General features: G+C 41.1%; 22 protein-coding genes. 3 read left to right on the forward strand and 19 right to left on the reverse strand.

The genetic code is table 11. The features are described from left to right. Positions 1 to 71 precede the first annotated feature (71 nt). Positions 72 to 1,328 (reverse strand): hypothetical protein, encoded by a 1,257-nt coding sequence (locus KFE17_03845; protein ID QUO32894.1) that lies wholly within the window; start codon positions 1,326 to 1,328, stop codon positions 72 to 74. 202 nt (positions 1,329 to 1,530) lie between these two features. Between KFE17_03845 and KFE17_03850 the strand changes: the two genes are divergently transcribed. Together KFE17_03850 and KFE17_03855 are read left to right on the forward strand one after the other, a co-directional pair. After that, on the forward strand, positions 1,531 to 2,055 hold the full coding sequence (locus KFE17_03850; GenBank protein ID QUO32895.1) for a C_GCAxxG_C_C family protein: 525 nt from the start codon (positions 1,531 to 1,533) through the stop codon (positions 2,053 to 2,055). A 19-nt stretch (positions 2,056 to 2,074) separates the two neighbouring features. Continuing rightward, positions 2,075 to 2,995, forward strand: a complete 921-nt coding sequence (locus KFE17_03855; protein ID QUO32896.1) for a TDT family transporter — start codon at positions 2,075 to 2,077, stop codon at positions 2,993 to 2,995. A 94-nt stretch (positions 2,996 to 3,089) separates the two neighbouring features. Here KFE17_03855 and KFE17_03860 read toward each other — a convergent pair whose 3' ends face one another. From KFE17_03860 to KFE17_03880, 5 genes are all read right to left on the reverse strand, one after another. Further along, the gene (locus KFE17_03860; protein QUO32897.1) at positions 3,090 to 3,851 is read right to left on the reverse strand and encodes an SDR family oxidoreductase; all 762 of its coding nucleotides are present in this window, start codon (positions 3,849 to 3,851) and stop codon (positions 3,090 to 3,092) included. Between the two features lie 31 nt (positions 3,852 to 3,882). Beyond that, complete coding sequence (locus KFE17_03865; GenBank protein QUO32898.1) at positions 3,883 to 4,161, reverse strand: type II toxin-antitoxin system HicB family antitoxin; 279 nt, start codon at positions 4,159 to 4,161, stop codon at positions 3,883 to 3,885. 15 nt (positions 4,162 to 4,176) lie between these two features. Continuing rightward, positions 4,177 to 5,574: an MATE family efflux transporter gene (locus KFE17_03870; GenBank protein ID QUO32899.1), complete on the reverse strand. Its 1,398-nt coding sequence runs from the start codon at positions 5,572 to 5,574 to the stop codon at positions 4,177 to 4,179. A 79-nt stretch (positions 5,575 to 5,653) separates the two neighbouring features. Next, a complete protein-coding gene (locus KFE17_03875; GenBank protein ID QUO32900.1) occupies positions 5,654 to 6,340 on the reverse strand; it encodes a YjjG family noncanonical pyrimidine nucleotidase in 687 nt (228 codons plus the stop codon). Beyond that, entirely contained in the window at positions 6,337 to 6,537 is a 201-nt protein-coding gene (locus KFE17_03880; GenBank protein ID QUO32901.1) for a hypothetical protein, read from the reverse strand. The genes KFE17_03875 and KFE17_03880 overlap by 4 nt, the downstream gene beginning before the upstream one ends. Before the next feature lie 327 nt (positions 6,538 to 6,864). Between KFE17_03880 and gap the strand changes: the two genes are divergently transcribed. Continuing rightward, complete coding sequence (gene gap / locus KFE17_03885; GenBank protein ID QUO32902.1) at positions 6,865 to 7,881, forward strand: type I glyceraldehyde-3-phosphate dehydrogenase; 1,017 nt, start codon at positions 6,865 to 6,867, stop codon at positions 7,879 to 7,881. Positions 7,882 to 7,969: 88 nt separating this feature from the next. On the opposite strand, the gene KFE17_03890 is transcribed toward gap, so the two are convergent. The 13 genes from KFE17_03890 to KFE17_03950 all read right to left on the reverse strand — a co-directional run bounded on the left by KFE17_03890 (position 7,970) and on the right by KFE17_03950 (position 22,790). Further along, positions 7,970 to 11,539 carry an ABC transporter ATP-binding protein/permease gene (locus KFE17_03890; GenBank protein ID QUO32903.1) on the reverse strand — a complete coding sequence of 1,190 codons (3,570 nt, stop codon included), beginning with the start codon at positions 11,537 to 11,539 and terminating at the stop codon, positions 7,970 to 7,972. A 128-nt stretch (positions 11,540 to 11,667) separates the two neighbouring features. Continuing rightward, a complete protein-coding gene (locus KFE17_03895) occupies positions 11,668 to 12,123 on the reverse strand; it encodes a hypothetical protein (protein ID QUO32904.1) in 456 nt (151 codons plus the stop codon). 84 nt (positions 12,124 to 12,207) lie between these two features. Beyond that, entirely contained in the window at positions 12,208 to 12,525 is a 318-nt protein-coding gene (locus KFE17_03900; protein QUO32905.1) for a hypothetical protein, read from the reverse strand. Positions 12,526 to 12,615: 90 nt separating this feature from the next. After that, complete coding sequence (locus KFE17_03905) at positions 12,616 to 13,899, reverse strand: bifunctional phosphoribosyl-AMP cyclohydrolase/phosphoribosyl-ATP diphosphatase HisIE (GenBank protein QUO32906.1); 1,284 nt, start codon at positions 13,897 to 13,899, stop codon at positions 12,616 to 12,618. Positions 13,900 to 13,919: 20 nt separating this feature from the next. After that, positions 13,920 to 15,167: an ATP phosphoribosyltransferase regulatory subunit gene (gene hisZ / locus KFE17_03910; protein ID QUO32907.1), complete on the reverse strand. Its 1,248-nt coding sequence runs from the start codon at positions 15,165 to 15,167 to the stop codon at positions 13,920 to 13,922. Between the two features lie 74 nt (positions 15,168 to 15,241). Beyond that, positions 15,242 to 15,784 carry a Holliday junction resolvase RecU gene (locus KFE17_03915; protein ID QUO32908.1) on the reverse strand — a complete coding sequence of 181 codons (543 nt, stop codon included), beginning with the start codon at positions 15,782 to 15,784 and terminating at the stop codon, positions 15,242 to 15,244. Then, positions 15,785 to 16,747 carry an RluA family pseudouridine synthase gene (locus KFE17_03920; GenBank protein QUO32909.1) on the reverse strand — a complete coding sequence of 321 codons (963 nt, stop codon included), beginning with the start codon at positions 16,745 to 16,747 and terminating at the stop codon, positions 15,785 to 15,787. An 11-nt stretch (positions 16,748 to 16,758) separates the two neighbouring features. Continuing rightward, the gene (locus tag KFE17_03925; protein ID QUO33610.1) at positions 16,759 to 17,334 is read right to left on the reverse strand and encodes a hypothetical protein; all 576 of its coding nucleotides are present in this window, start codon (positions 17,332 to 17,334) and stop codon (positions 16,759 to 16,761) included. 62 nt (positions 17,335 to 17,396) lie between these two features. After that, positions 17,397 to 18,149 (reverse strand): SDR family NAD(P)-dependent oxidoreductase, encoded by a 753-nt coding sequence (locus KFE17_03930; protein ID QUO32910.1) that lies wholly within the window; start codon positions 18,147 to 18,149, stop codon positions 17,397 to 17,399. A gap of 2 nt (positions 18,150 to 18,151) precedes the next feature. After that, positions 18,152 to 20,041, reverse strand: coding sequence for a YgiQ family radical SAM protein (locus tag KFE17_03935; protein ID QUO32911.1), 1,890 nt, complete (start codon positions 20,039 to 20,041; stop codon positions 18,152 to 18,154). Continuing rightward, positions 20,042 to 20,710, reverse strand: coding sequence for an HAD family phosphatase (locus KFE17_03940; GenBank protein QUO32912.1), 669 nt, complete (start codon positions 20,708 to 20,710; stop codon positions 20,042 to 20,044). Next, positions 20,704 to 21,420 carry an rRNA pseudouridine synthase gene (locus tag KFE17_03945; GenBank protein ID QUO32913.1) on the reverse strand — a complete coding sequence of 239 codons (717 nt, stop codon included), beginning with the start codon at positions 21,418 to 21,420 and terminating at the stop codon, positions 20,704 to 20,706. Before KFE17_03945 ends, KFE17_03940 begins: the two co-directional genes overlap by 7 nt. Then, a complete protein-coding gene (locus KFE17_03950) occupies positions 21,405 to 22,790 on the reverse strand; it encodes an RsmB/NOP family class I SAM-dependent RNA methyltransferase (GenBank protein QUO32914.1) in 1,386 nt (461 codons plus the stop codon). Before KFE17_03950 ends, KFE17_03945 begins: the two co-directional genes overlap by 16 nt. Positions 22,791 to 22,806: the final 16 nt, after the last annotated feature.

The raw sequence follows: 22,806 nt of genomic DNA on the forward strand, positions 1-22,806 counted from the left end.
CTTCCGTATCTTTATTGGTAAGATTCTATTGGCTTGCTGCACTCTGTTTTTAATAAATTTATATATAAATTTTATATTAAATTCAATGTCACTTCCAGTTGTCTTCCTTTTGCAAATACCGGCTTCCCATTGCGATTCATAATTCTCCATATTAACTTATAGAGCCCTTCTACCGGAGGCGTAACAAACTCTATCTGCATAACAACACGCTCCCCCGGTTCTATTTTCTTTTTCATCGAAATCCGCAATTCATTTTTGGCATATCCAAAGACATCTCCATTGATACATTCGCAGTAATAATTTTCCCATACAATTGTTCCCGTATTTTCAATCATCCAACTATGCTTATACAGATTCCCGGCACTCAAAGTAGTTGGAATCGCAGGCCTTTCTTCTAAAATCTGATAATTATTTCCTTCTTCTGCCAAATCTTCAATACATTCTTCTATTACTGTAAAATGCAATCCAAGCCCTAATTTATCGCAAAAAACAAGTTCATCTATATCATTTTTCATTTTCCAGCACAAAGTATAGTGCCCGGGAATATCCGGAACAGAAAAATGTACTGTAAATGACACTGTATCGCCAGGATGAACCACCTCTGCTATTTCAATGCTTCTGCTCTCTTTATTCAGCCAGTCCGGCGGGGAAACACATTCAAGCCGGCGGTGCTTCCATGATATTTTTCCGACATTTTTTATAACCCATGTATGCGTAATCCATTCGCCCGGATTATGTACACTCATATCCGGTGGAAATTCATATTGAAACAGGGAACGGTCATCTCGTTCCTTTTCTTCTGTATTATATGAAATTGCATTTCCCTTTCTATATAAATAAGGCATATATAGTTGATTGATCTCAGAAGGAAATATGGCATAAAGAATCAAAAAGATAATCACATTTTCAAAACTATTTTTTAGAACCGTTCCTTCTTTATTCATCAAATATTGCTTTATCGCAGAAGAAAAAGTTATTTGCTCCTGCTCGGCAAGTTGAAAAAAAATCTGATTGATGGTTGGAGGAAACAAATCATCTTTTATCATAAGATAGCATTTACTCTCCATGCGCGAAATTACCATTGGATTTTGAATAAGAAATTCTTTTAATGCCGAAACATAATTTTTCTCTACCGTGCTGTCTGTAAAAAACCTGCTTCTTCTTGCCTTATCATTCCAGAGTTTTATATTGAGCCAACGAAGCTCCATTGGGAATATCTCTTCATAAAATTCTTTTTTGGAACGATATTTCGGTATTTCTTTCCATGCGAAAGGATATTGAGTGCTTTTCCCCGGATAAAAAATCTCATAAATTGTTCTTAGATTCATTTCTCATTTCCTCTTTCCCTAGAAACTCACATTGATTTTAACATTATCAAGTTGATTTTGCATCAAGATTTTGGTTGATTTTCTGTAGAAATTATACAGATATAGTTTTTTTCAATATGTTCATTATAAAACACAATGAGTCTTTTTCGTTTATTTATGTTAATATGGTTATATCAATTTTATTTAGTAGGAGGAAATAAACATGAAAATCGGAGTAACAGAAATCAGTCCAAGAGCCGTACAGCAAGTAGCGGAGAAAAAATTCAAAGATGGATATTATTGTTGCGAAGCACTGGTAAGTGCTATTCGTGACGAATTCCAGTTAGACGTTCCAGAAGAAGTCATTGCAATGGCTTCCGGTATGGCAGTTGGCGCCGGAAAAGCCGGCTGTGTATGCGGTGCATTCAACGGTGGTATCCTTGCCTTAGGATTATTCTTTGGACGTACAGAGCAGGATGGACCTACCAATCCTAAGAGTGTAAAATGTATGGAACTTACCAAAGAACTTCACGACTGGTTTAAAGTCGCAAATACAAAAAATGCTATCTGCTGCCGTATCCTTACGAAAGAATTTGACAAAGGACGCGGAGAACATAAAGAGCAATGTATCTTCTTTACAGGTCTTTGTGCCTGGAAGGTTGCACAGATTGTCTGTCGTGAGCTAGGCATTAAAAATCTGGATGAAATTGATGAGCCGGCTCCTAGACGCGCAATAGCAGAAATCTAAATACGAGGATAGAATCAACATGAAAAAAATAATACAAAAAGTTCCAGTACCGCTTTGCGGTGTTATGCTTGGGTTGGCTGCGCTTGGCAATTTATTGCAAAGCTACGGAGAAGGTATTCGATATGCCTGTGGAATAATAGCAGCATTGTTGCTTGTTCTAATTTTATTGAAGCTCGTTTTGTTCCCTAAGATGATCAAAGAGGATTTGCAGAATCCGATTATGGCAAGCGTTAGCGCAACATTCCCGATGGCGCTTATGCTTCTTAGTACTTATGTAAAACCATGGATTGGTGCAATCGCAAAATACATTTGGCTGTTTGCAATTGCACTGCATCTTGTTCTAATCATTTACTTTACAATAAAATTTATTGTTAAATTGCAGATGCCAAAGGTGTTTGCAAGTTATTTTATCGTATATGTTGGAATTGTAGTCGCAGCTGTAACTGCACCTGCATTTGAAGCGCTTTCCATCGGAACAGCAGCCTTTTGGTTTGGATTTGCGACATTACTGCTGCTGTTAGTGCTTGTAACAATCCGTTACATCAAATTTAAGCAAATCCCAGAGCCGGCACAACCTTTAATCTGCATCTACGCAGCACCTACAAGTCTTTGTGTTGCAGGATATGTACAGTCTGTTACACCAAAATCCAAAGGATTTTTATTGACACTGCTTGTACTTGCATCGATTCTTTATGTGTTTGCTCTCATCAAAGCAATCGGATACTTAAAATTAAAATTCTATCCAAGCTTTGCAGCATTTACTTTCCCATTTGTTATCAGTGCAATTGCTACCAAGCAGACAATGGCATGTCTCGCAAATATGAAGCAGCCTATGCCATTTCTTCAATATGTAGTTTTGATCGAAACAATCATCGCTGTAATATTTGTAGTATATACATTCATTCGTTATATGCAATTTCTTTTTGCACCAAAGAACTAACGGAACCTTATAAAATTAGATAAATAAACTAAAAAATAGAGCGGGATTTCTAAAATTCCGCTCTATTCTTAACTTAGAATTTACTTTAATTATTCTATGGCATAATGGAGTTTGCACCGTCCACAATTACGCTCTGTCCTGAAAAATAACAGGAATCCGGGCCGGCAAGAAACGCAATCACCGGTGCAATATCATTTTCCGGATCACCAAATCGTTTCATTGGATTGAGATTTACCTGTTTTGCATATTCTTCAGGGAATTTTTCTGCCCACGCTTTTGCAGCAGGAGATTCTGCGCCCGGAAGAACGATATTGACACAAATACCATACTGGCCCCATTCTTTTGCGGCAATTTTTGTTAATCCACGAAGCGCTTCTTTGTTAGAACCATATGCTAACTGACCTGCAATTCCAAACATTCCTGTGGCAGAAGCAAAGTTGATGATTCTTCCTTCGTGCTGCTCTTTCATATAAGGAAATGCTGCCTGCATATAATTCAAAGAACCGATCACACCGCTTTCCCATGCTTTTACCATACTTTCATGGGTTGTTTCTTCTACCGGAGCTGACGGTACAATTGCCTGACCATTATTAACAATCACGTCAATCGCTCCGAATGTTTCTACTGTAGTTTTCACAACCTCGTCCACACGGGCACGATCTGCTGAATCACAGCTCATTGCAAGTCCATCACCGCCAAGCGCTTTGATTTCTGCAATTGTTTGCTCAATCGGCTCCAGACGACGTCCGGTTGCAACTACTTTCACACCACGTTTCGCCAGACAGAGCGCAATCCCTTTGCCAATCCCCTGTCCCGCGCCTGTTACGATAGCTACTTTTTCGCATAATTGTTTCATGATAAAACCTCCTTAAAAATAATATTATTTTTTATTCATCCCATCCATCTCTGAATCGGTAATTTACAGAAATATTTCTTACAAGATCCCCTTCCTGTAAAACAATATCATGCAAATCTGAAACCGGTGGAAATTCCGGTTCTTCTTCTTCGAATTCTGCCATGATCCATGTGGCAGCAGCTTCATTTGCACGATCAATTACATCATCAACGGAATCTCCCTCTGCTTCACAGCAGGCCAGATCCGGAAAAAATGCATGGTAACCTCCGTTTTCTTTTTTTCGGATTACTGCCGGATATATAAAGTTCATAAATCTTCTCCTCTCCTATTCGTTCTCAATGATTTTATTTAGTGGATTCCACTCTCCTCTAAAATATCTGATGATAAAGAAGGTGGCGAGTGTAACATTATTGGCAATCATACATGCCCATACTGCATATAATCCCAGATGAAATACATTTAAAGAAAGATATGTAAATAATACTCTGACGCCCCACATACTGAAAAGTGCATAGTAAAATGGTTTTACAGTATCTCCTGCACCGTTAAAAATACCTTCCAAAATGATCAATACGCCAAATAGCGGCTCAGATACTGCTACCATGCGAAGAACAACCGTTCCAAGTGCGATTACTTCCGTATCTTTTGTAAAGATTCCAAGAAGCGGTGCCGCCAGTACAAAAAGCAATGCTCCGGATAATGCCATAATGATTATGATAATTACCATCAGCATTCTCGTCAACTCATGCAGCCGCTTCTGATCTTTTGCTCCAATGGAATTTCCTGCAAGCGTGGCGGCAGCTGTCTGCATCCCATATCCCGGAATGTAAAAAGCCTGTTCTACTGTCAAAGCAATGGAATGTGCTGCAAAAGAAACGGTTCCCAGCCCTGTTACCAATGAAGCAAATACAACGTGACCAAGACAAGTTGCTATACGCTCCATCGCTACAGGAAATCCGATACGGATAATTGGCTGCAAAATATCTTTTTCCGCACGGATCCTGCATCCTGCCGGTGAAACATATTTATTTTTATAAAGTGCAACTGTCATAAAAATACCGCCTACGATAAATGAAATCGCAGTTCCAATTCCGGCTCCTACCGCTCCATATCCGAATCCAAACATCTTAATCTTCATACTGCCAATTGTAATGACTCTGGAATCGTAAATAAAAATATAGTTCATTACAATATTCACAAGATTCATGCATACATTCACATACATTGGTGTTTTTGTGTCTCCGACTGCTCTTAATACTGCTCCAAATATAATAATCGCACTTCGAAACAGCATCGGGAGGCATATGATTGCGAAATAAATTGAAGCATTCCTGCGGATCGCTTCCTCTGCCCCCATCCATATCGGAAGCAGCGGACTGATTGCAAGTGTAACAATTCCGACAACAACACCGGCTGCAATCGTTACTACAACCGATTGCACAGATGCTTCTTTCACTTTCTCATAGGATTTTGCTCCCATCTCTCTTGAAATGAATGCCATAAACCCGATTCCCATTGCAAAGAGGGGGCCATTTACAAGCCATGTTACGGTTGTACTTATTCCCACAGTTGCGGTTGCTTCTGCTCCAATTCTTCCAACCATTGCAGAATCAATGTACTGTACAAGCGTCTGCAGAAACTGTTCCAATAACGTCGGCCATGCCAACGCCATAATTGCTAAAAGAAGTCCTTTTTTGTGTTCCCACCAGTTTTCTCGTTCCATCTCTCCTCCAAATTTGTACCGTATTCTAAAAATTCTCTTAGCGCTATTATATCCTGTTCTGCATTTTTATTCAATCACTTTATGAGAGAATCCGATACACTTCGTGGAGATCTGTAATTTCATAATCTACATGGACATGTTCTCTTTTTTCTGCCTTTTCAGGATTGTACCAACATGTAATAATCCCTGCGCGATTACCACCGCATATATCACTTGTTAATGAATCTCCAATGATTATTGTCTGATTTCTGTCAATCTCTCCAATGGATTCAAACACTTTGTCGAAAAATTCTAAATTCGGTTTTTCAGCGCCAATCTGTTCTGATAAAAAAATACCGTCCATCAAAGCTCCCAGCCCAGAACGATTTAACTTCTTTGTCTGAGCAATTATTGTTCCGTTTGATACTACATACTGTCTGACTTTGCCCTGCAGTGATTTTACAATCTGAAAACTATTGTCATGATATACAATCGTATCTCCAAGACAGATTTGATATTTCTGATTAAATTCCGAAGCAATTGCACTATCGATGCCTTCCTGTTCAAAAAATTCCTGAAATCTGCCGACAAGTACTTCTGCTTTTGTAATTTCTCCCCGCTCTAACCGTTCCCAATATGTTTTATTAATTCCGGAATATCGCAGAAGCATCTCATCCGTACATTCTCCTAAGTGATATTCTTCAAAAAGTTTTCGGATTGCTGCTTTCTCTGCGGCTGCAAAATCAAGCAATGTACCGTCTACATCCCACAAAACTGTTGTAATCATTTTGATAATTCCTTCTTTCTTATTTTTCTCCTCCGGTATTGCAATGCATGCATGATACTAAGCGCTAAAAACAAAACAGCTGAAAGTTTATGCAGCATAATCATAATAAATAACTCACCGGCTAAACTCAATGTAAATCCAGTCACTGTCATAATTATAATAGAGCTAATTAATAATTTGTCAATAATTTTGTTCATGAAATAAAACTCCTTTTTTGCTTTTTGATATTTCTTCACTGACCGCTTTGTCTTTTTGTAAAAATGTCAGATTATCCGTTAGTTAGTATATACTAACTAACGGTTTGTGTCAATATAAAATAAAAGGAGTGAAATTAGTATCGTCCAATGTACTATTTGAAAGTTAATTAACTAACGCGTTAAATTATTAATTAATGGTTCAACTATAGCTTTTGTCAAATAATTATGCTATACTTCCGATAACTTACAGATAATTATTTTTTTAATGTATTCGAAATGCATTACATTATTTGCAAAGGAGTACGTTTTTGACAGGAGGTATTTGATATGGCAATTATGATCGGAATCAATGGATTTGGACGTATCGGACGTGTGGCGCTCCGAATCGCACTTAGTAAACCGGAAGAATTTACATTATGCGGCATCAATATCCGCAATGCCGATTTGAAATATATGGAATATATGATCCGTTTCGATTCAGTTTTTGGTCGTTTTCAGGGAGAACTTGAAACATATGCTCACGGTCTTCGGATCAACGGCAGAGAGATTCCGGTATACTCTGAAGCTGATGCCAGCAATATCCCATGGAGAGCATGCGGTGCAGAATATATCATTGATGCCACAGGAGCATACTGCACAACCGAGAAAGCTTCTGCTCATTTAGAGGCAGGTGCAAAGAAAGTCATCATTTCCGCCCCTGCCAAAGACAATACCCCTACTTTTATTATGGGAATCAACCACGAAAAATATCATTCAGATCTTTCCGTTGTTTCCAATGCCTCCTGTACTACGAATTGTCTTGCTCCTTTGTGTAAAGTTCTGGAAGACAATTATGGGATTGAATATGGACTCATGTCCACCATTCATGCAGCTACTGCAAAGCAGAAAGTAGTCGACAGCCGTTCTTTAAAAGACTGGAGAACCGGCCGTTCTGCCTTTGGGAATCTTATTCCTTCTTCTACAGGAGCTGCAAAGGCAATCTCCCTTGTAATTCCGTCACTGGAAGGCAAAATGAGCGGTATCTCTTACCGCGTACCAACGTCAGATGTCTCCATTGTAGATTTAAACGTTGCTTTAAAGAAACAGACGACTTATGAAGATATCTGTGTAAAAATGAAAGAGGCATCCAACACCTGCTTGTCCGGAATTCTTGATTACATGGATGATGAGGTTGTTTCCTCCGATTTCATCGGTGATTCACATGCATCTATTTTTGATGCACGGGAAGGAATCCAGGTAAATTCTCAATTTTTCAAGCTGATTAGTTTCTACGATAATGAATGGGGCTATACCAGTCAGATTTTCCGCCTGATTCGTTACATGAATGAGGTAGATCAGAAATAGCACTAAAAGCCGCCGGGAATCTTTTGAAAAAGAATATTCTCCGACGGCTTTTATCACTTTTGAATGAGGATGTTATCGTTTCAAATGATTACTCTGTCCGCAATGCTGTTACCGGATCGCTTTTCGCTGCTTTTCTGGACGGCAGCAATCCTCCAAGCAAAGTGAGAATCACGCTTAACAGAATCAGAATCACAGCAGGAATTACCGGAAGTACGGCATTAATCTCATCTGTCCCTGCCAGATGATGAATGAGTGCATTTCCGGGAATAAGCATAAGCAATGTCAACCCAATTCCAATGATTCCCGCACCCAGTCCAATAATAAATGTCTCTGCATTAAATACTTGAGAAATATTATTCTTGGAAGCTCCGATTGCACGCAGGATTCCAATTTCTTTTTTCCGCTCCAAAACGCTGATATAAGTAATGACACCTATCATAATAGAAGATACAATTAAAGAAATTGCTACGAAGGCAATCAATACATAGCTGATCACATCAATAATATCTGTTACCGATGACATCAATGTTCCTACCATATCAGCATAGGTAATGACCTGTTCTTCTTTTCCGGCATCTTCCATTCGCTCGTTATAAGTATTAAGAATCTGAACAACTTCTTCCTTACTCTCAAAATCTTTTGGATAAATACTAACGGTTACCGGTTCGTCAAATTCCACATATCCAAGACGCTTCAAGTTATTTTCATAAGATGCAGCAGTTTCCTTAGTCGTTGTAAGCAAAAGCTCTGCCAACTCCTCGCCAGTCATTTTCATCTGGAATGCATTCAGAAAAGCTTCTCCATCAATCGTAACTGCCTGCTCCATCATACTGCTTAACTGATTCATAGAACGTGTTATCGTTGATTTCATACTTCCGGCAATCTGTTCTATGATTTGTGACGTAACAGCTGCCGCCTGTGTTTGGATTACTTCTGAAAGCCCTGTGCTGTAAGATTTCATTACTTCTTCCATGTATTCTTTCAGAGAAGATGAAATAACCGATTCCAGCTTTCCGGTATCAATCATACCGGAGATTCCCGTCATCAATGCTTCTTTTGCCTGATCTGTACTTAAATACGCAAGAAAATGCTCTTCCATCCGTCCCGGATCAGGCAGATGATTTTCCGCTGCGTAACTGCTGTAACAATTTACCAGATCTTTTGCCAAAGCTTCTAATTGTTCAGGCAATACGGTAATATCTCCATTTGGCTTTAAGTGCTCTTCTGCCCACGCATTCAAAATCTGCTGCGCCTGTGGTGTCTGTAAATATTGGATCAAGTATTCATCAAACTTATCAGGATCTGTCAGTTGATTTTCCTGAGCATATTTCTCATATCCTGACATGACATCCCGGATAAGCTGCTGGAGCTGTTCTTTTGACACAGTAATACTTCCCCCGGATTCAATCATATTCTGAATATGTTCTGCCAAAATCTGTTTCGCTTCCGCGGTCTGAAGGAATGTCAGAAATTGCTCCCCAAGCTGAGAATAGTCTGCTTCCGGATGCGCCGCAACGTATGCTTTATACCCCTCCAAAAATGTTATCGACATTTGTTTCAGCTGCTCCGGCGTTATTGTAATATCAAGGTTTTCCAGAATTTCATCCATTGTAATCGGAGAATGATCCGGAAGTTTGATTGACAGATCTTTGAAATCTATCATGCCTGACAAATCAAGTGTATGATTACTGTTTTCACCATTCGCCGGAAGTCTAAAGACACGCTCCAGCCCTCCCGATAATACATTTTCATCGAATCCAAAGACTTGTTTCAATGCATTTTCGTCAACAGAAAATAGGGAATTCATATCAGGCGTTTTTTCTTCTGCTTCAGCGCCAAACGCTTTTTTTGTAAAAACATCTGTCTCTTTCTCTGCAAGCTGTTCTTTTACAATCTGGCTGTTTGCCGCATTTTCTGCTACATGCAAAGCCAGTCCGTGAGGATACGCGATGCCCGGCATAAGAATTGCGCTGTTGGCATCATCAGAAGGCTGTACAATACCGACAATTTCCAGATTCTCTCCGGATTCCACAATTTTCTTCATATAATCGTCATCATTTGATTTGTCCTTCCAGACATGATATTCCCTGTCGTACTGGTAATAATCTGCTGCATTGACAAGTTTAAATGTAGTTCCGAGAATCTCACGATAAGAATAGTTTTTAGACAATTCCGGCGTCACAACCGGCTCTTCCTCTATGAACTGCCGGATCATTTCATCCAATTCCAGTGAGTTGCGCAGTCCAAGCGTATAGAGCATAAAATCACTGATATCTCCATTGCCGGTAAGGACAAGCACACACTCCGTCTCTTTTTCTGGCCACCGTCCGGCTTTCACATCATACTGTTTCTCATACAAAGCCTTACATTCCGGCATTTCATAAAACACATTTGTACTCATCATCGCTGACATTAAATTGTTAGAGCCGGAAGCCGAACCAAGTCCAAGAGATGAGAACGACTTATCCGGATGTACCTGCCGGACAGAGTCCCCCTGTATACGATATATCTGCGGAGTGATTCCATAACCATACTCTACGGACTTCGCATAATTATCAATGCCGCTGTTACTGCTGTCCAGATAGGCTTTCAGAGAAGTCAAATCATTGGAGTTCATTTTGGAAAACATATTTGTTACCATATCGATGACATTGATCTCGCTTTCCTTTTTCTTCTCTGTCCCTCCATCCGATTCCATCATCATCATGGAAGTAACATCTACTCCGGTGCTTTGAATCTGTACCGGATATTCTGATAAGGTATCTTCTTCAATAGATTTGATGTATGCATCCACACCTGCTGATAAAGCCAGAATCAATGCAATCCCTATAATTCCGATCGAACCTGCAAAAGAAGTCAGAAGTGTTCTGGCTTTTTTTGTCCGGAGATTATGAAAACTAAGCGACAATGCAGTCAAAAAAGACATGGAAGATCTTCCCATGTTCTTATGTTCCGGCACAGCCTGTTCTTTCTCATCCACTTCAAACGGATTTGTGTCTGACCGGATCTTCCCATCACGCAATGTTACAATCCTTGTCGCATAGTCTTTTGCTAATTCCGGATTATGCGTTACCATAACAACAAGACGGTCCTTTGCTACCTTTTTCAAAAGCTCCATTACCTGTATGCTTGTATCGCTGTCAAGCGCTCCTGTCGGTTCATCTGCCAGAAGAATATCCGGATCATTGACAAGCGCTCTTGCAATAGCGACTCGCTGCATCTGTCCTCCTGACATTTGATTTGGTTTTTTGTGAAGCTGTTCTCCAAGCCCAACCTCTTCAAGCGCTGCCTTAGCTCGTTCTCTTCTCTCTGCTTTTCCGATTCCTGAAATAGTCAGTGCTAATTCCACATTCGCCAGTACACTTTGATGTGGAATCAGATTATAGCTTTGAAATACGAAACCGATCGTGTGATTCCGATAAGAATCCCAATCGCGATCTTTGTATTTTTTCGTAGAGATACCATTGATGACAAGATCGCCGCTGTCATACCGGTCCAAACCTCCGATAATGTTAAGTAATGTCGTTTTTCCGGAGCCGCTTGGCCCGAGAATTGCAACAAATTCATTCTCTCTCAGATTCAGACTCACATCATCCAAAGCTTTTTGGATAAACTTTCCCGTTTTATATTCTTTACAGATATGTTGTATCTGAAGCATCTGCACGTCTTCCTTTCCTGCTAGTATTCGTTCTGTTTTATTATTATAGTCTCTTTTTTTTCATTTCACAAGAAAAGAACTATGCAGAAAATCTAAAGAATATATAAACTACTGCACAACAATATTGATTAGCGCTGCGTCTGACGAAAATCCTCTGCTGAAAGCTTCCTTCTCAAAAATATGTTCACTTCTTCGCAATAGTACAGTCTCATAGAGTCTTTTGATTCCTGAACACTGACAAGGAGTATTCCCCTGGTACTCATTGTCTCATCCGGAATCTCTGAAAGAAGTATCCTGCCGAACATAACCGCGCCGCTTATGACTATCATACTGCATATGACTGCCAGTCCTTTCACGGCATATCGTTTCCAGCCGATGTTGGTAAATTTCCCCGCAATTATCCGGATTAATGACAAAAGCCAGAGCATCCCGCCAACAATCGCGACAATAAGTAAGAGAACAGATACCCATGCTCTTATTTCAATATGTCCGGGCAGCGGTCTTCGTAATAAAATATATACTGCTAAATATATCAAATATATAATGCCTCCAAACAGAAGGAAGCGGTTTCTCAAAACTCTCATATGCACTCTCCTATCATAGAGTGCAATTATAACAGAGAAAAAATGCAAATCTACTACAAAGACATTACAAAAACATTAATTTTCCTATGGATTTTGACTTTCCTTTATGACGTTAGCTATATGGGACTGAATTTGAATCTGCTCTGTAATTTCCTGACTATTTAGATTACAGATCGTTGTTCCCTTATAATCCGTCAACACAAACACAGCAAAAATCATTACACAGATGACTACCCGTATCCCAAATGTACCTTGGATCGTTTCTTCTGTATCAGTACCATAAATACTCTCATAAGCAGCCCGGTATCTCGGATGAATTGCCGGAATTGTTTCGCCGGCATCCCGGTAAAGCTCTCTTGCCTGACGCAAAAGTTGCCGCCGGCGTTTCTCTGTTTCGTTCATGCTGCTCCCCCCTTATATAAAATGAGCATATACCACGTTACAGCAGTATATGCCCTCTCTTTTTTCTTTATACGAACTTAGCCAATAACTTTAACGATCTGCCAATTCCCGGATAACTTCTTCCCAGGTAACTCCCTTTTCCACCATCAGCACCATTGCATGATAGAGAAAATCTGAAAGCTCATATTTAATTTCTTCCGGATTTGGGTTTTTCGCCGCAATAATCAGCTCTGTAGATTCTTCGCCTACTTTTTTCAAAATTTTATCAATGCCTTTTTCAAACAGATAATTTGTATACGACCCTTCGATTGGATTTTCTTTCCGGTCACGAATGGTATCATAAACCCGCTCTAAAACTTGCCGTGGGTTTGTTTCATCATAATCGCTTCCTACAATAGACTGATGAAAGCAGGATGGATTCCCGCTTTGACAGGCCGGCCCTACCGGATCTACCTTTGCAAGAAGACTTTCTTTATTACATTCGATGATCAATGATTTTACAAACTGAAAATGTCCGTCTGCTTCTCCCTTTGTCCACAAAAGCTCTTTGTTCGGATCGAAGTACGTCATCCGTCCGGTTTTAATTGTCTGATCAAACGCAGCCTCATTCATATAAGCAAACATTAGAACTTCATCTGTCTTATAATTCTGTACGATCACCGGCAGAAGTCCTTCACTGTTCAACTGAAACTCGGCAAAATCCATCTGACTTTCAAAGGATGCCATTTTGATTTCCTTTTCTGTACATTTCTCTTTAAATCCTTCAAAGTCCATTTCTCTGCTGCTGACATATTTTCCAGACAGTCCCATAACACTCTGACTTTTTAAAATCTGGATCAATTCTTCCTCATCCATCGTATCAGTCAGTACAATACACGGTTTTTTCGTAATATTAATAATAGAATCCAGATCGAGTCTGTGCATAAATAGAATTTCACTGCAGTATTCTTCAATCAAATGCTGTTGTTTAAACAATGCATCAAAATCATTCAAAGAGACTGCGATTCGTTCTCTGCCAAATTTTAAAGATACTTCCTCAAACAATTCAACTGCCGAAGATTTTGCAAGATTCAAAATAGCTCTTTTCGCTCCCGCATACAGGATTTTTTTCACATCTTCCGCTCTGCGGATATTTCCTCCCACAATGGTCGGAATCTGAATTGCCCGATTCATTTTCTTGATCAGATCGATTGTATCATCATGTTCTTCATCATCATCAGAAAGATCAAATACAAGAAGTTCATCTGCCCCGTGCAGATTATAAAATTTGGCCAGTGCAATGGGATCTTCATCGACTATTTCCGGATTATCAAACCATTTCACCGCTCTCCCATCTTTAATAAAAATACATGGGATGATTCTCTTATATGTCATTTTCTTATCTCCTTCTCCTGTTACTCTTCCTCTGCTGTAATCGTCTGCTGTTCGTTTGTCAGTAAATTGTGTACTTCGATCAGTTTTCCTTCTTTTAAATAAATCAGACGTCCGGCAAAATGTTCAAGTCCATAACGGCAGTATTCTTCCAGGGCACATTCCGGACGTTTCCCAATGAGTTCTGTCTGCTTTTTCAAACTGCGGAATTCCTGCACAAGTTCAATTGCCTCCTGCTGCCGTTCCGGAAGAAATAATACGATTGTACGATCCATTTCTCCGTCCATAGAAACTTCCTGCTTTTCGAGCGCCTCCAAAAGTCTATCTATATTTATGGTAAATCCAACAGCCGGGCGGGATTTTCCATATTTCTCAAGCAGATGGTCATACCGTCCGCCCCGCATGAGATCTCCGGATACTTCTCCGGTTTCGGCTCGAAAGATCATTCCGGTATAATAGCCATACTTCCCGGTCATACGAAGATCAAAAGATATTTCTTCGATTCCGTAAAGTTTTAGAAGCTCGAAAACTTTTTCCAATCTGGAAATAGCCTCCATAGCTTTTCCGACCGGCGCATATTTGCGCGCAATTTTCAGTATTTCTGCTGTTCCATGCAATTCTTCAAGTTTTTCAAATGCTTCTTTTATTTCATTTCCGGTCTTAGACTGGTTCAAAAGCATCTTGATTCCGGAGGCATTTCCATTCCGAAGATATTCCCTCAGTAACCGTTCCGATTCCCCTGATAAACAAGCTGCTTCCATTAACCCCTGGCAAAATCCCACATGTCCAAGCGTAACATGGAATTGTTTCAGGCCGGATTCTTTCAGACAATCAAATGCCATTGCCAACATTTCCACATCTGCATCTGCTGTTCCGACTCCGATCAGCTCTGCATCCAGCTGCACTGAAATGTTCTGCCTCCTCTGCTGATTGCTATGGTTCACAAAAGTTTCTCCAAAACAACAAAGTCTTAGCGGCATGTCTCCTGTTTCATATAATCCGGCTGCTGCTCTTGCAATCGCCGGTGTCATATCCGGTCTTAACGTCAGAATTTCTCCCTCCCGGTCAAAAAACTTATATTGCTCTTTTGACGGAACGGTTCCTATGTCTTTCTGAAATACATCTGCGTATTCAAACATCGGTGTCTGTATATCCTGATAGCCATATAGAGCTGCTGCCTGATGAAGTTTCCGCTCCAATTCCAATTTTTTTCTGCATTCTTTCTGATAAATGTCTCTGACTCCTTCCGGAGTATGTAATGTCTGATCCATGCAAATCTCCCCTTTTGTCTTTTCAGTAAATTTAACTGCAAATCATCTGTGTCGCTATCCCCCCGCCGGATATATTACTGTTCTGTATCCCGCTCATCCAGATCATTTTGAATCGCATCCAGATACGGAACAAGAAATCCTTTTCGCTCTTTCATAAAGTGTGCATCTGTAAGTTCTTCAAACCGTATACTCTTTCGCCCGCCGTTCTTGGCACGTTCCCAGAACTGTTTTACTTCCCGATAGGGCATGTAATAAAGAACATCCCGCATACTGTAATAAATAATCAAAAAAGAAATTCCGCCCTGTTCCTCAAATTCCCTCATAAATGTAACCTGATGTTCATGAATGTTCTGCATCGGGAACGTATCCTGATTACATTCTTTCGCATCGAAGCAGACCGGTATCCCCTGAACTGCTCCAATATAGTCCACCGTACTTCGCTGATCAAAATATGCCAGCGTGATATGACGCTGCGTTTTATCAATTTTCACAGGCGTGATCGGTGTTGGAATCTTCTGGATCAGTGCAAGATGCCTGCTGAGATAATATTCATTCGTACGATTAATAAATTCTTCCAGTGTTGACCCCCTAAGCCCTCTTGAATTCCATGTACTCATCTACAGCCCCTCTCCCCGGCATACTTTGCGAAAACTTTCCGGAATATCTGCTGTAAAAGTCTTTCCGCTCAAATAAGAAAGCGGTCCGTCCATGTCCGGAAATTCTAATCGAAAAGCATGCAGTAATTGTGACTGAATGCCATACGCTTTCCGGTATTTTTGATTTTCTCCTGCGATTCCATATTTAAAATCTCCGAGAATCGGATGTCCCTGAGATGCCAGATGCGCTCTGATCTGATGCGTTTTCCCCGTAATAAGATGAACTTCTAACAGTGTGGCAGCTGCCCCCACCTTAACCGGATAATATTCTGTTTCAATTCTAGAAGCATCTGCTGTTTTTTCTTTGGAAATAGTTACTTTATTCGTTTTGGCATCTTTTGTAAGCCATCCGGAAATTCGACATCCTTCTCTTACCTGTCCGGAAACGATACAGCGATAGTATTTTTTCAGACTTCGATCCCGAAACAGTTCGCTTAATGTCTGAAGCCCCGCAAGACTTTTTCCGGCCGCAAGCAAACCGCTCGTATTGCGATCTAACCGATTGCAGACAGAAGGTCGGAAACTTCGCAATGTTTCTTCTGTCAGTTCCCCTTTTTCTAACAGATAAGAAATCAGATGTTCCACTGCCGACACATCCTCCGGCTTTGCTTTCTGAGAAAGCATCCCGACCGGTTTATTAATCAGAATAATATTGTTATCCTCATAGATAATATTAAGTTTTGATGATACCCGCTGTACCCGTACTTTTGAAAACTTTTCCAGTGTTTCCTCCGCCAGATACAGCCGTATACTGTCTCCAGGACAAAGTTTTTCGCTGCCATCCGCTTTTTTTCCATTCAATACAATATTTTTTTTGCGAAGCATTTTATAAACAAAGCTCTTTGGCGCTTCATTCAAATACTTAAATAGCAGTTTATCCATTCTCTGCGCCGCCTCATTGGCAGAAATTATAATTTCCCGCATATTGTTCTTCCTTACATTGATATATTGACCAGAAGTTGTTTAAGTCCATTTTCCAAATCTTTTACCTGGTTTCTTTCTACAGATGCAATTTTGTTCATTCCTTCTGCCCTTGTCAGAAATGCATGGTATTCCCGGAAAATTTTTACTGAAATCCCTTCATAGCCATTCTGTTTTAATATTTGTTTGATAAAATCTGCAGTATAAGCAGGATCCGCTTTCTTGTGGGAAGCATAGCCGCAAATCGTATTGCCTGAAATAACGAAACAGTCTACCGGTAAAATTTTCTCTGTACTTGTCAGTACCGTATCATATACTTTCGTTAATAAGGCTGCTTTCTCCTCAAGATCTGTTATGATATTTTGGGAAACGGTTTTGTACGGCAAAATTGTCAATAATAATACCGCAATCTTTGATGCCGGAAGGCAGCCGATAATCGCCACGATTGTCAGCAGATTTTTTCTTGTACCGGTTTGTGTATAACCGAGTATCAAAAGTCCTGCAATGATACCCGCCTCTAAGAGAAGTTTGATGGCAAGTATCCGTTTTCTATATTTGATATATCCGGCCTCGCCGCCTGATATTTTCATATTCATATTCACCTCTTCTTTTGTTTTCTAAGCGTTCTTTCTGTGTAAGTCCTAATTCTATATCAAAATCGCGCCATCACTTTCGCAATCATACTATGCGGAAGGAGCTTGCAGGCAATCCGAGCGCCTTTCATCGGTATACCGCAGACAGAAACATCGCGTCTTTTTCTGGCATTTTCCAGCGCCTGTCTGACGATTCGCTCCGGCGCGAGCGCTGTTCGTTTTTTTATTCCATCAATCCCCTGCCCTGCCCGAAGAAAAAACTCCGTTTCCGACGGTCCCGGACAGACTGCTGTGACAGAAATCCCCTTTGGCGCTACTTCTTCCCGAAGCGCTCTGGAAAAGCTGAGTACATAGGCTTTACTCGCTGCGTAAACTGCAAATCCTGGCTGAGGTGCAAATGCTGCTGCCGAAGAAACCTGGATAATTCTTCCGTAACTTCCAAGATAGGGCATACATAACAATGTCATTTTTGTCAGAGCCCTGCAGTTCACATCGATCATGCCAAGCTGCTCATCCACGCCAAGCTCTCCACAATTCCCGGTCTTTCCGTATCCCGCACAATTAATTAAAATTCGAACGGTTGGATTCTCTGATCTTAAAGACTCTGCAAATTCCCGATCCCAACTCTTTTTGCTAAGATCTGCTTCAAACACTCGTATCGGAATTGATGCTTTTTCTGCAAGTTCCATCAGGCGTTCTTTTCTTCTTGCAACTACCCATATCTCATCTAATGTTTTACAGCATTTCTGGAGTTCTGACACAAAAATGCGTCCAAACCCAGAAGATGCTCCTGTTACAACTGCAATTTTCATTTCTATCGTTCCTTCTTTTTATGCACATTCCGAATTGGTTTTCGCTTCGCATAAGTATTTGCTTTTTTTCCATTTTGTCTTCCGGTATATTCCGTCTTTCTCGGTGGGATCAGACAGTTCGGACCAAATCCTACAAGATCCATTCTTCCCGTTATTTTTAATGCTTCCAGAATCAAATCATAATTCTTCGGATCACGATATTGGATCAACGCCCGCTGCATCGCCTTTTCGTGCGGATTTTTCGGTACGTAAACCGGTTTCATTGTACGTGGATCCACACCTGTATAATACATACAGGTAGAAATCGTTGACGGCGTCGGATAAAAATCCTGCACCTGTTCCGGCATATAGCCGAGTCCTCTCAGATATTCCGCCAGTTTCACTGCCTCTTTCATAGTCGAACCCGGATGGGATGACATCAGATATGGCACAAGATACTGCTCTTTGCCAAGTTTTTTATTCATGTCATAATATTTTTCCACAAAAGTCTGATAAACGGAATTCTTTGGTTTCCCCATCAATTCCAACACTTGGTCTGACACATGTTCCGGCGCAACTTTCAGCTGACCGCTGACATGATACTGGCATAATTCTTTTAAAAATCTGTCATTACGATCCGCAAGAACATAATCAAACCGGATCCCCGAACGAATGAAGACTTTCTTTACTTTTGGGATCTCGCGAAGTTTTTTCAAAAGACTCAGATAATCACTATGATCGGCTTTTAACTGCTTACACGGTGTTGGGAACAGACATTGTCTGTGCCTGCATGCACCATGTGTCAGCTGCTTATCACATGCCGGCGCTCTGAAGTTCGCTGTAGGTCCGCCTACATCATGGATATAACCTTTAAATTCCGGATCTTTTGTGAACATTTCTGCTTCTTGCAGAAGGGATTCATGACTTCTTGTCTGAATAATCCTTCCCTGATGAAATGTCAGCGCACAGAAGCTGCAGGAACCGAAGCATCCCCGGTTGCTGATCAGACTAAACTTCACTTCTGAAATTGCCGGAACGCCTCCTTCTTTCTCATAATCCGGATGGTATGTCCGCATATACGGAAGACTGTAGACGTCATCCATTTCCTGCTGTGTCAACGGCTTTGCCGGCGGATTCTGCACTACATACAAATGCTCTCCATATGGCTCTGCAAGGCGCTTTCCGGTAAATGGATCTGTATTATTGTACTGCTGATAAAAACTGCGCGCATAATTCATCTTATCTTCCTGAAGTTCTTCATAAGACGGAAGATATTCCGCGTCATAAATCAGATCTTTGCTTTTCACTTTACAAACAGTTCCGTCAATATAAGTGATATCCTGCACAGCGATTCCGGCATCCAGTGCTTCTGCAATTTCTATAATAGAGCGTTCGCCCATTCCATAAGAAATCAGATCTGCCTGAGCGTCCAAAAGTATCGAACGTTTTAACTTGTCCGACCAGTAATCATAGTGGGCAAGCCGACGAAGAGAAGCTTCGATTCCTCCGAGAATAATCGGAGTATGCTTGTAAGTCTGGCGAATCAGATTGCCGTAGACAACCGCTGCATAATCCGGACGTTTTCCCATAATTCCGCCCGGTGTATATGCGTCTGTCTTTCTTCGCTTTTTAGATACGGAATAATGGTTAACCATAGAGTCCATATTTCCGGAAGAAACTAAAAATCCAAGCCGTGGTTCTCCAAATACAGCAATACTTTCTTTCTTTTTCCAATCCGGCTGTGCAATAATCCCAACACGGTACCCTCTGGATTCCAGCACTCTCGTAATAATTGCATGTCCAAAAGACGGATGATCCACATATGCATCTCCTGATACATATACAAAATCCACCCGGTCCCATCCCCGTGCTTCCATATCTGCTTTCGTGACCGGTAAAAATCCCTGTCTCATTTATAATACCTCGTATGTCTGATTTTTTATTTCATCATAACTGCGGATGTAGTAATCCGCCAATTCTTTTTTCCTTTTATCCTGACAAGCCGAAAACTCGTCATAAACTGCACAAACTTTCATGCCGGCATTCTTTCCCGCCAGAATTCCATTTGGCACATCTTCAAAAACAAGGCAGCGTTCCGGAACAACACCAAGCTTCTCGGCTGATTTTAAATATACATCCGGTGCGGGTTTTCCGGCATTTACCTCACAGCTTGTTGTGATCGCTTCAATCTGATGATCCATTTTATGCGCTTTTAAAGATGCTTCAATCAGTTCTCTCGAGTTACTGCTGGCAATTGCAGTGCGGATTCCCCTTTCCCGAAGCTCTCTCAGGAAATTCTCTGCCCCCGGCTTTGCTGCAACTTCTTTCGTATAACAGTCCATCGCAATCTCATTCCATTCTGCTTTCAGCTCTTCGATTGTCCGATCAATTTGCGGAAAGGTTTCCAGATAGTAACGGGCAGTCTCGGTAAAGCTCATTCCTTCCATTTTTGTGTAAAAATCTTCCGGAATCGTCAAATGATATTTCTCAATATAAATCTGATCCAGCTCCTCCCATACCCACATAGAGTCCAGAAGCGTCCCGTCCAGATCGAATAAAACCGCATCGATTTCGTTTAGCATAATAAATTCAATTCCTCCTTTGTAAGTTCCCGGTAAGCTCCCGCAGCAAGTGAATCATCCAAAACAAGTTGTCCCATAGACAGGCGTTTCAGATAGATTACTTCTTTTCCGACTGCCTCAAACATTCGTTTTACCTGATGAAATCTTCCCTCCCGGATTGTCAGCTTGATTTCCGAAACTTCATCGGAACACAGGATCTGGAGTTCTGCCGGAAGCGTTAATTTCTCATCTCCGATGTCTACGCCAAGTGCAAATGCTTCCTTGTCTTCCTCTGTAACCCGGCCTGCGATCCGTGCAAAATAAACTTTATCTACATGCTTTTTCGGTGACAGCAGACGATGAGCCAGATCCCCGTCATTTGTGATCAGCAAAAGACCTTCCGTATCCTTATCAAGTCTTCCTACCGGAAAGAGGTCTTTGCGTTTTTTTGTTCCAATAAGATCTAACACTGTTCTGGCAGCTGCATCTTCCGTTGCAGAAATCACGCCAGCCGGTTTATTTAACATATAGTATTCATATTGGACATAACCGATCTGTTTTCCCTGATAAGTAATTTCCTGTTGTTCTGGTTCCACTTTTTCTTCCGGTCTTAACGCTGTTCTTCCGTCAATCTGCACTGCACCGGCACGGATTGCTTTTTTTAATTCGCTGCGCGTTCCCACGCCCATTTCTGAAAGAAATTTATCTAATCTCATCATGATGACATCCATCTCCAGCCTGGCAGATATTTATTCTTAAGTGTTCCGTTGCTTAGTTTGCCCCAGCCCAGCGGATATCCGTCTACCAGTACAAGCTGCCATCCCTTGTCTTTTCCTGTCACAAGATCATCCACTTCCAGTGTTTCTCCCTTCAGGTACTTAATTACCCTCTCGTCATCTGCTTTTAGAGAAATGCAATGACGGTATTCCTCCTTCGTAAATGCCATCGCCAGCGCCTGACTTGGCTCAAAACGCTGCTTTTTCAAATCGCCAAGATACAATCCTGTCCGCAAAAACCGCAGGCCTCTCACGTCCGGAATCTGCTCCGGCATATAATATACCCGCTCGCCATGAATTTCAAGCCGGTCGCCTTCCAGCTCCCAATTCGTATCCTTGAAAAACATTTCCAGCGGTTCCGGAATTGCTGTTGGCTTTTTATTCTTCTTTCCCTGAGATTGCTGCTCTTTTGTCCCCTTCTTTTTCAGCAGCGCAAGAAAATGTCCTTCTCCGTGCATTTTATGCGGAAAAATACGGACTGTCTTTTCAAATTCCGGATTACCGGACATGGTTGCCTCCGGCATTCCTTTTGCAAAATGTTCGTACGGGGCAATCTCACAGATTTCGAATTCTGGATACTGCGTCAGCAGATATTCTATCGTACCTTCATTCTCCATTGCATCAAATGTACAAGTAGAATATAAAATCATACCACCCGGACGCAGCATTTGTGCTGCCTGCGTGATAATGCTTCTCTGAAGCTTCGCAAAAAACTCCGGACCATGCTCTTCCCATGCCTTTACCATTTTCTTATCTTTGCGGAACATCCCTTCTCCGGAACACGGTGCATCGATCAGTATCTTGTCAAAATATTCCGGAAAATAATCAATCAGCTTTCCAGGCTCTTCACTGAGTACCAGCATATTTTTTACACCAAATACTTCCAGATTCTTTAAAAGACCTTTCGCTCTGGAGTTACTGATATCATTGGCAACAAGCACTCCGTCTCCTGCGAGTTTCGCACCAAGCTCTGTGGCCTTTCCTCCCGGAGCCGCACAGACGTCCAAAACCCGTTCTCCCGGACTGACCGGAAGGCGATTTGCCGGAGTCATGGCGCTTGGTTCCTGCAGATAGTAAAGCCCTGCGTAATAATAGGGATGTTTTGACGGCTGTATCTGATCGCCGTCATAATAAAATCCATTCTCAATCCACGGAATCGGATGAATTTCAAAAGGGCAGATCTTCTGAAATTCTTCTACACTAATCTTTGCGGTATTTACGCGCAGTCCATAAAAACGTGGTTCTTCGTAACATGCAATATAATCTTCAAACTCTTCTTTCAGAAGTAGTTTCATTTTCTCTTCAAATGCTTTCGGTAAATTCATACTGATTTCCTCCTCA

Source organism: Faecalicatena sp. Marseille-Q4148 (assembly GCA_018228665.1).
In the GTDB taxonomy this organism is placed as follows: Bacteria; Bacillota; Clostridia; order Lachnospirales; family Lachnospiraceae; genus UBA9414.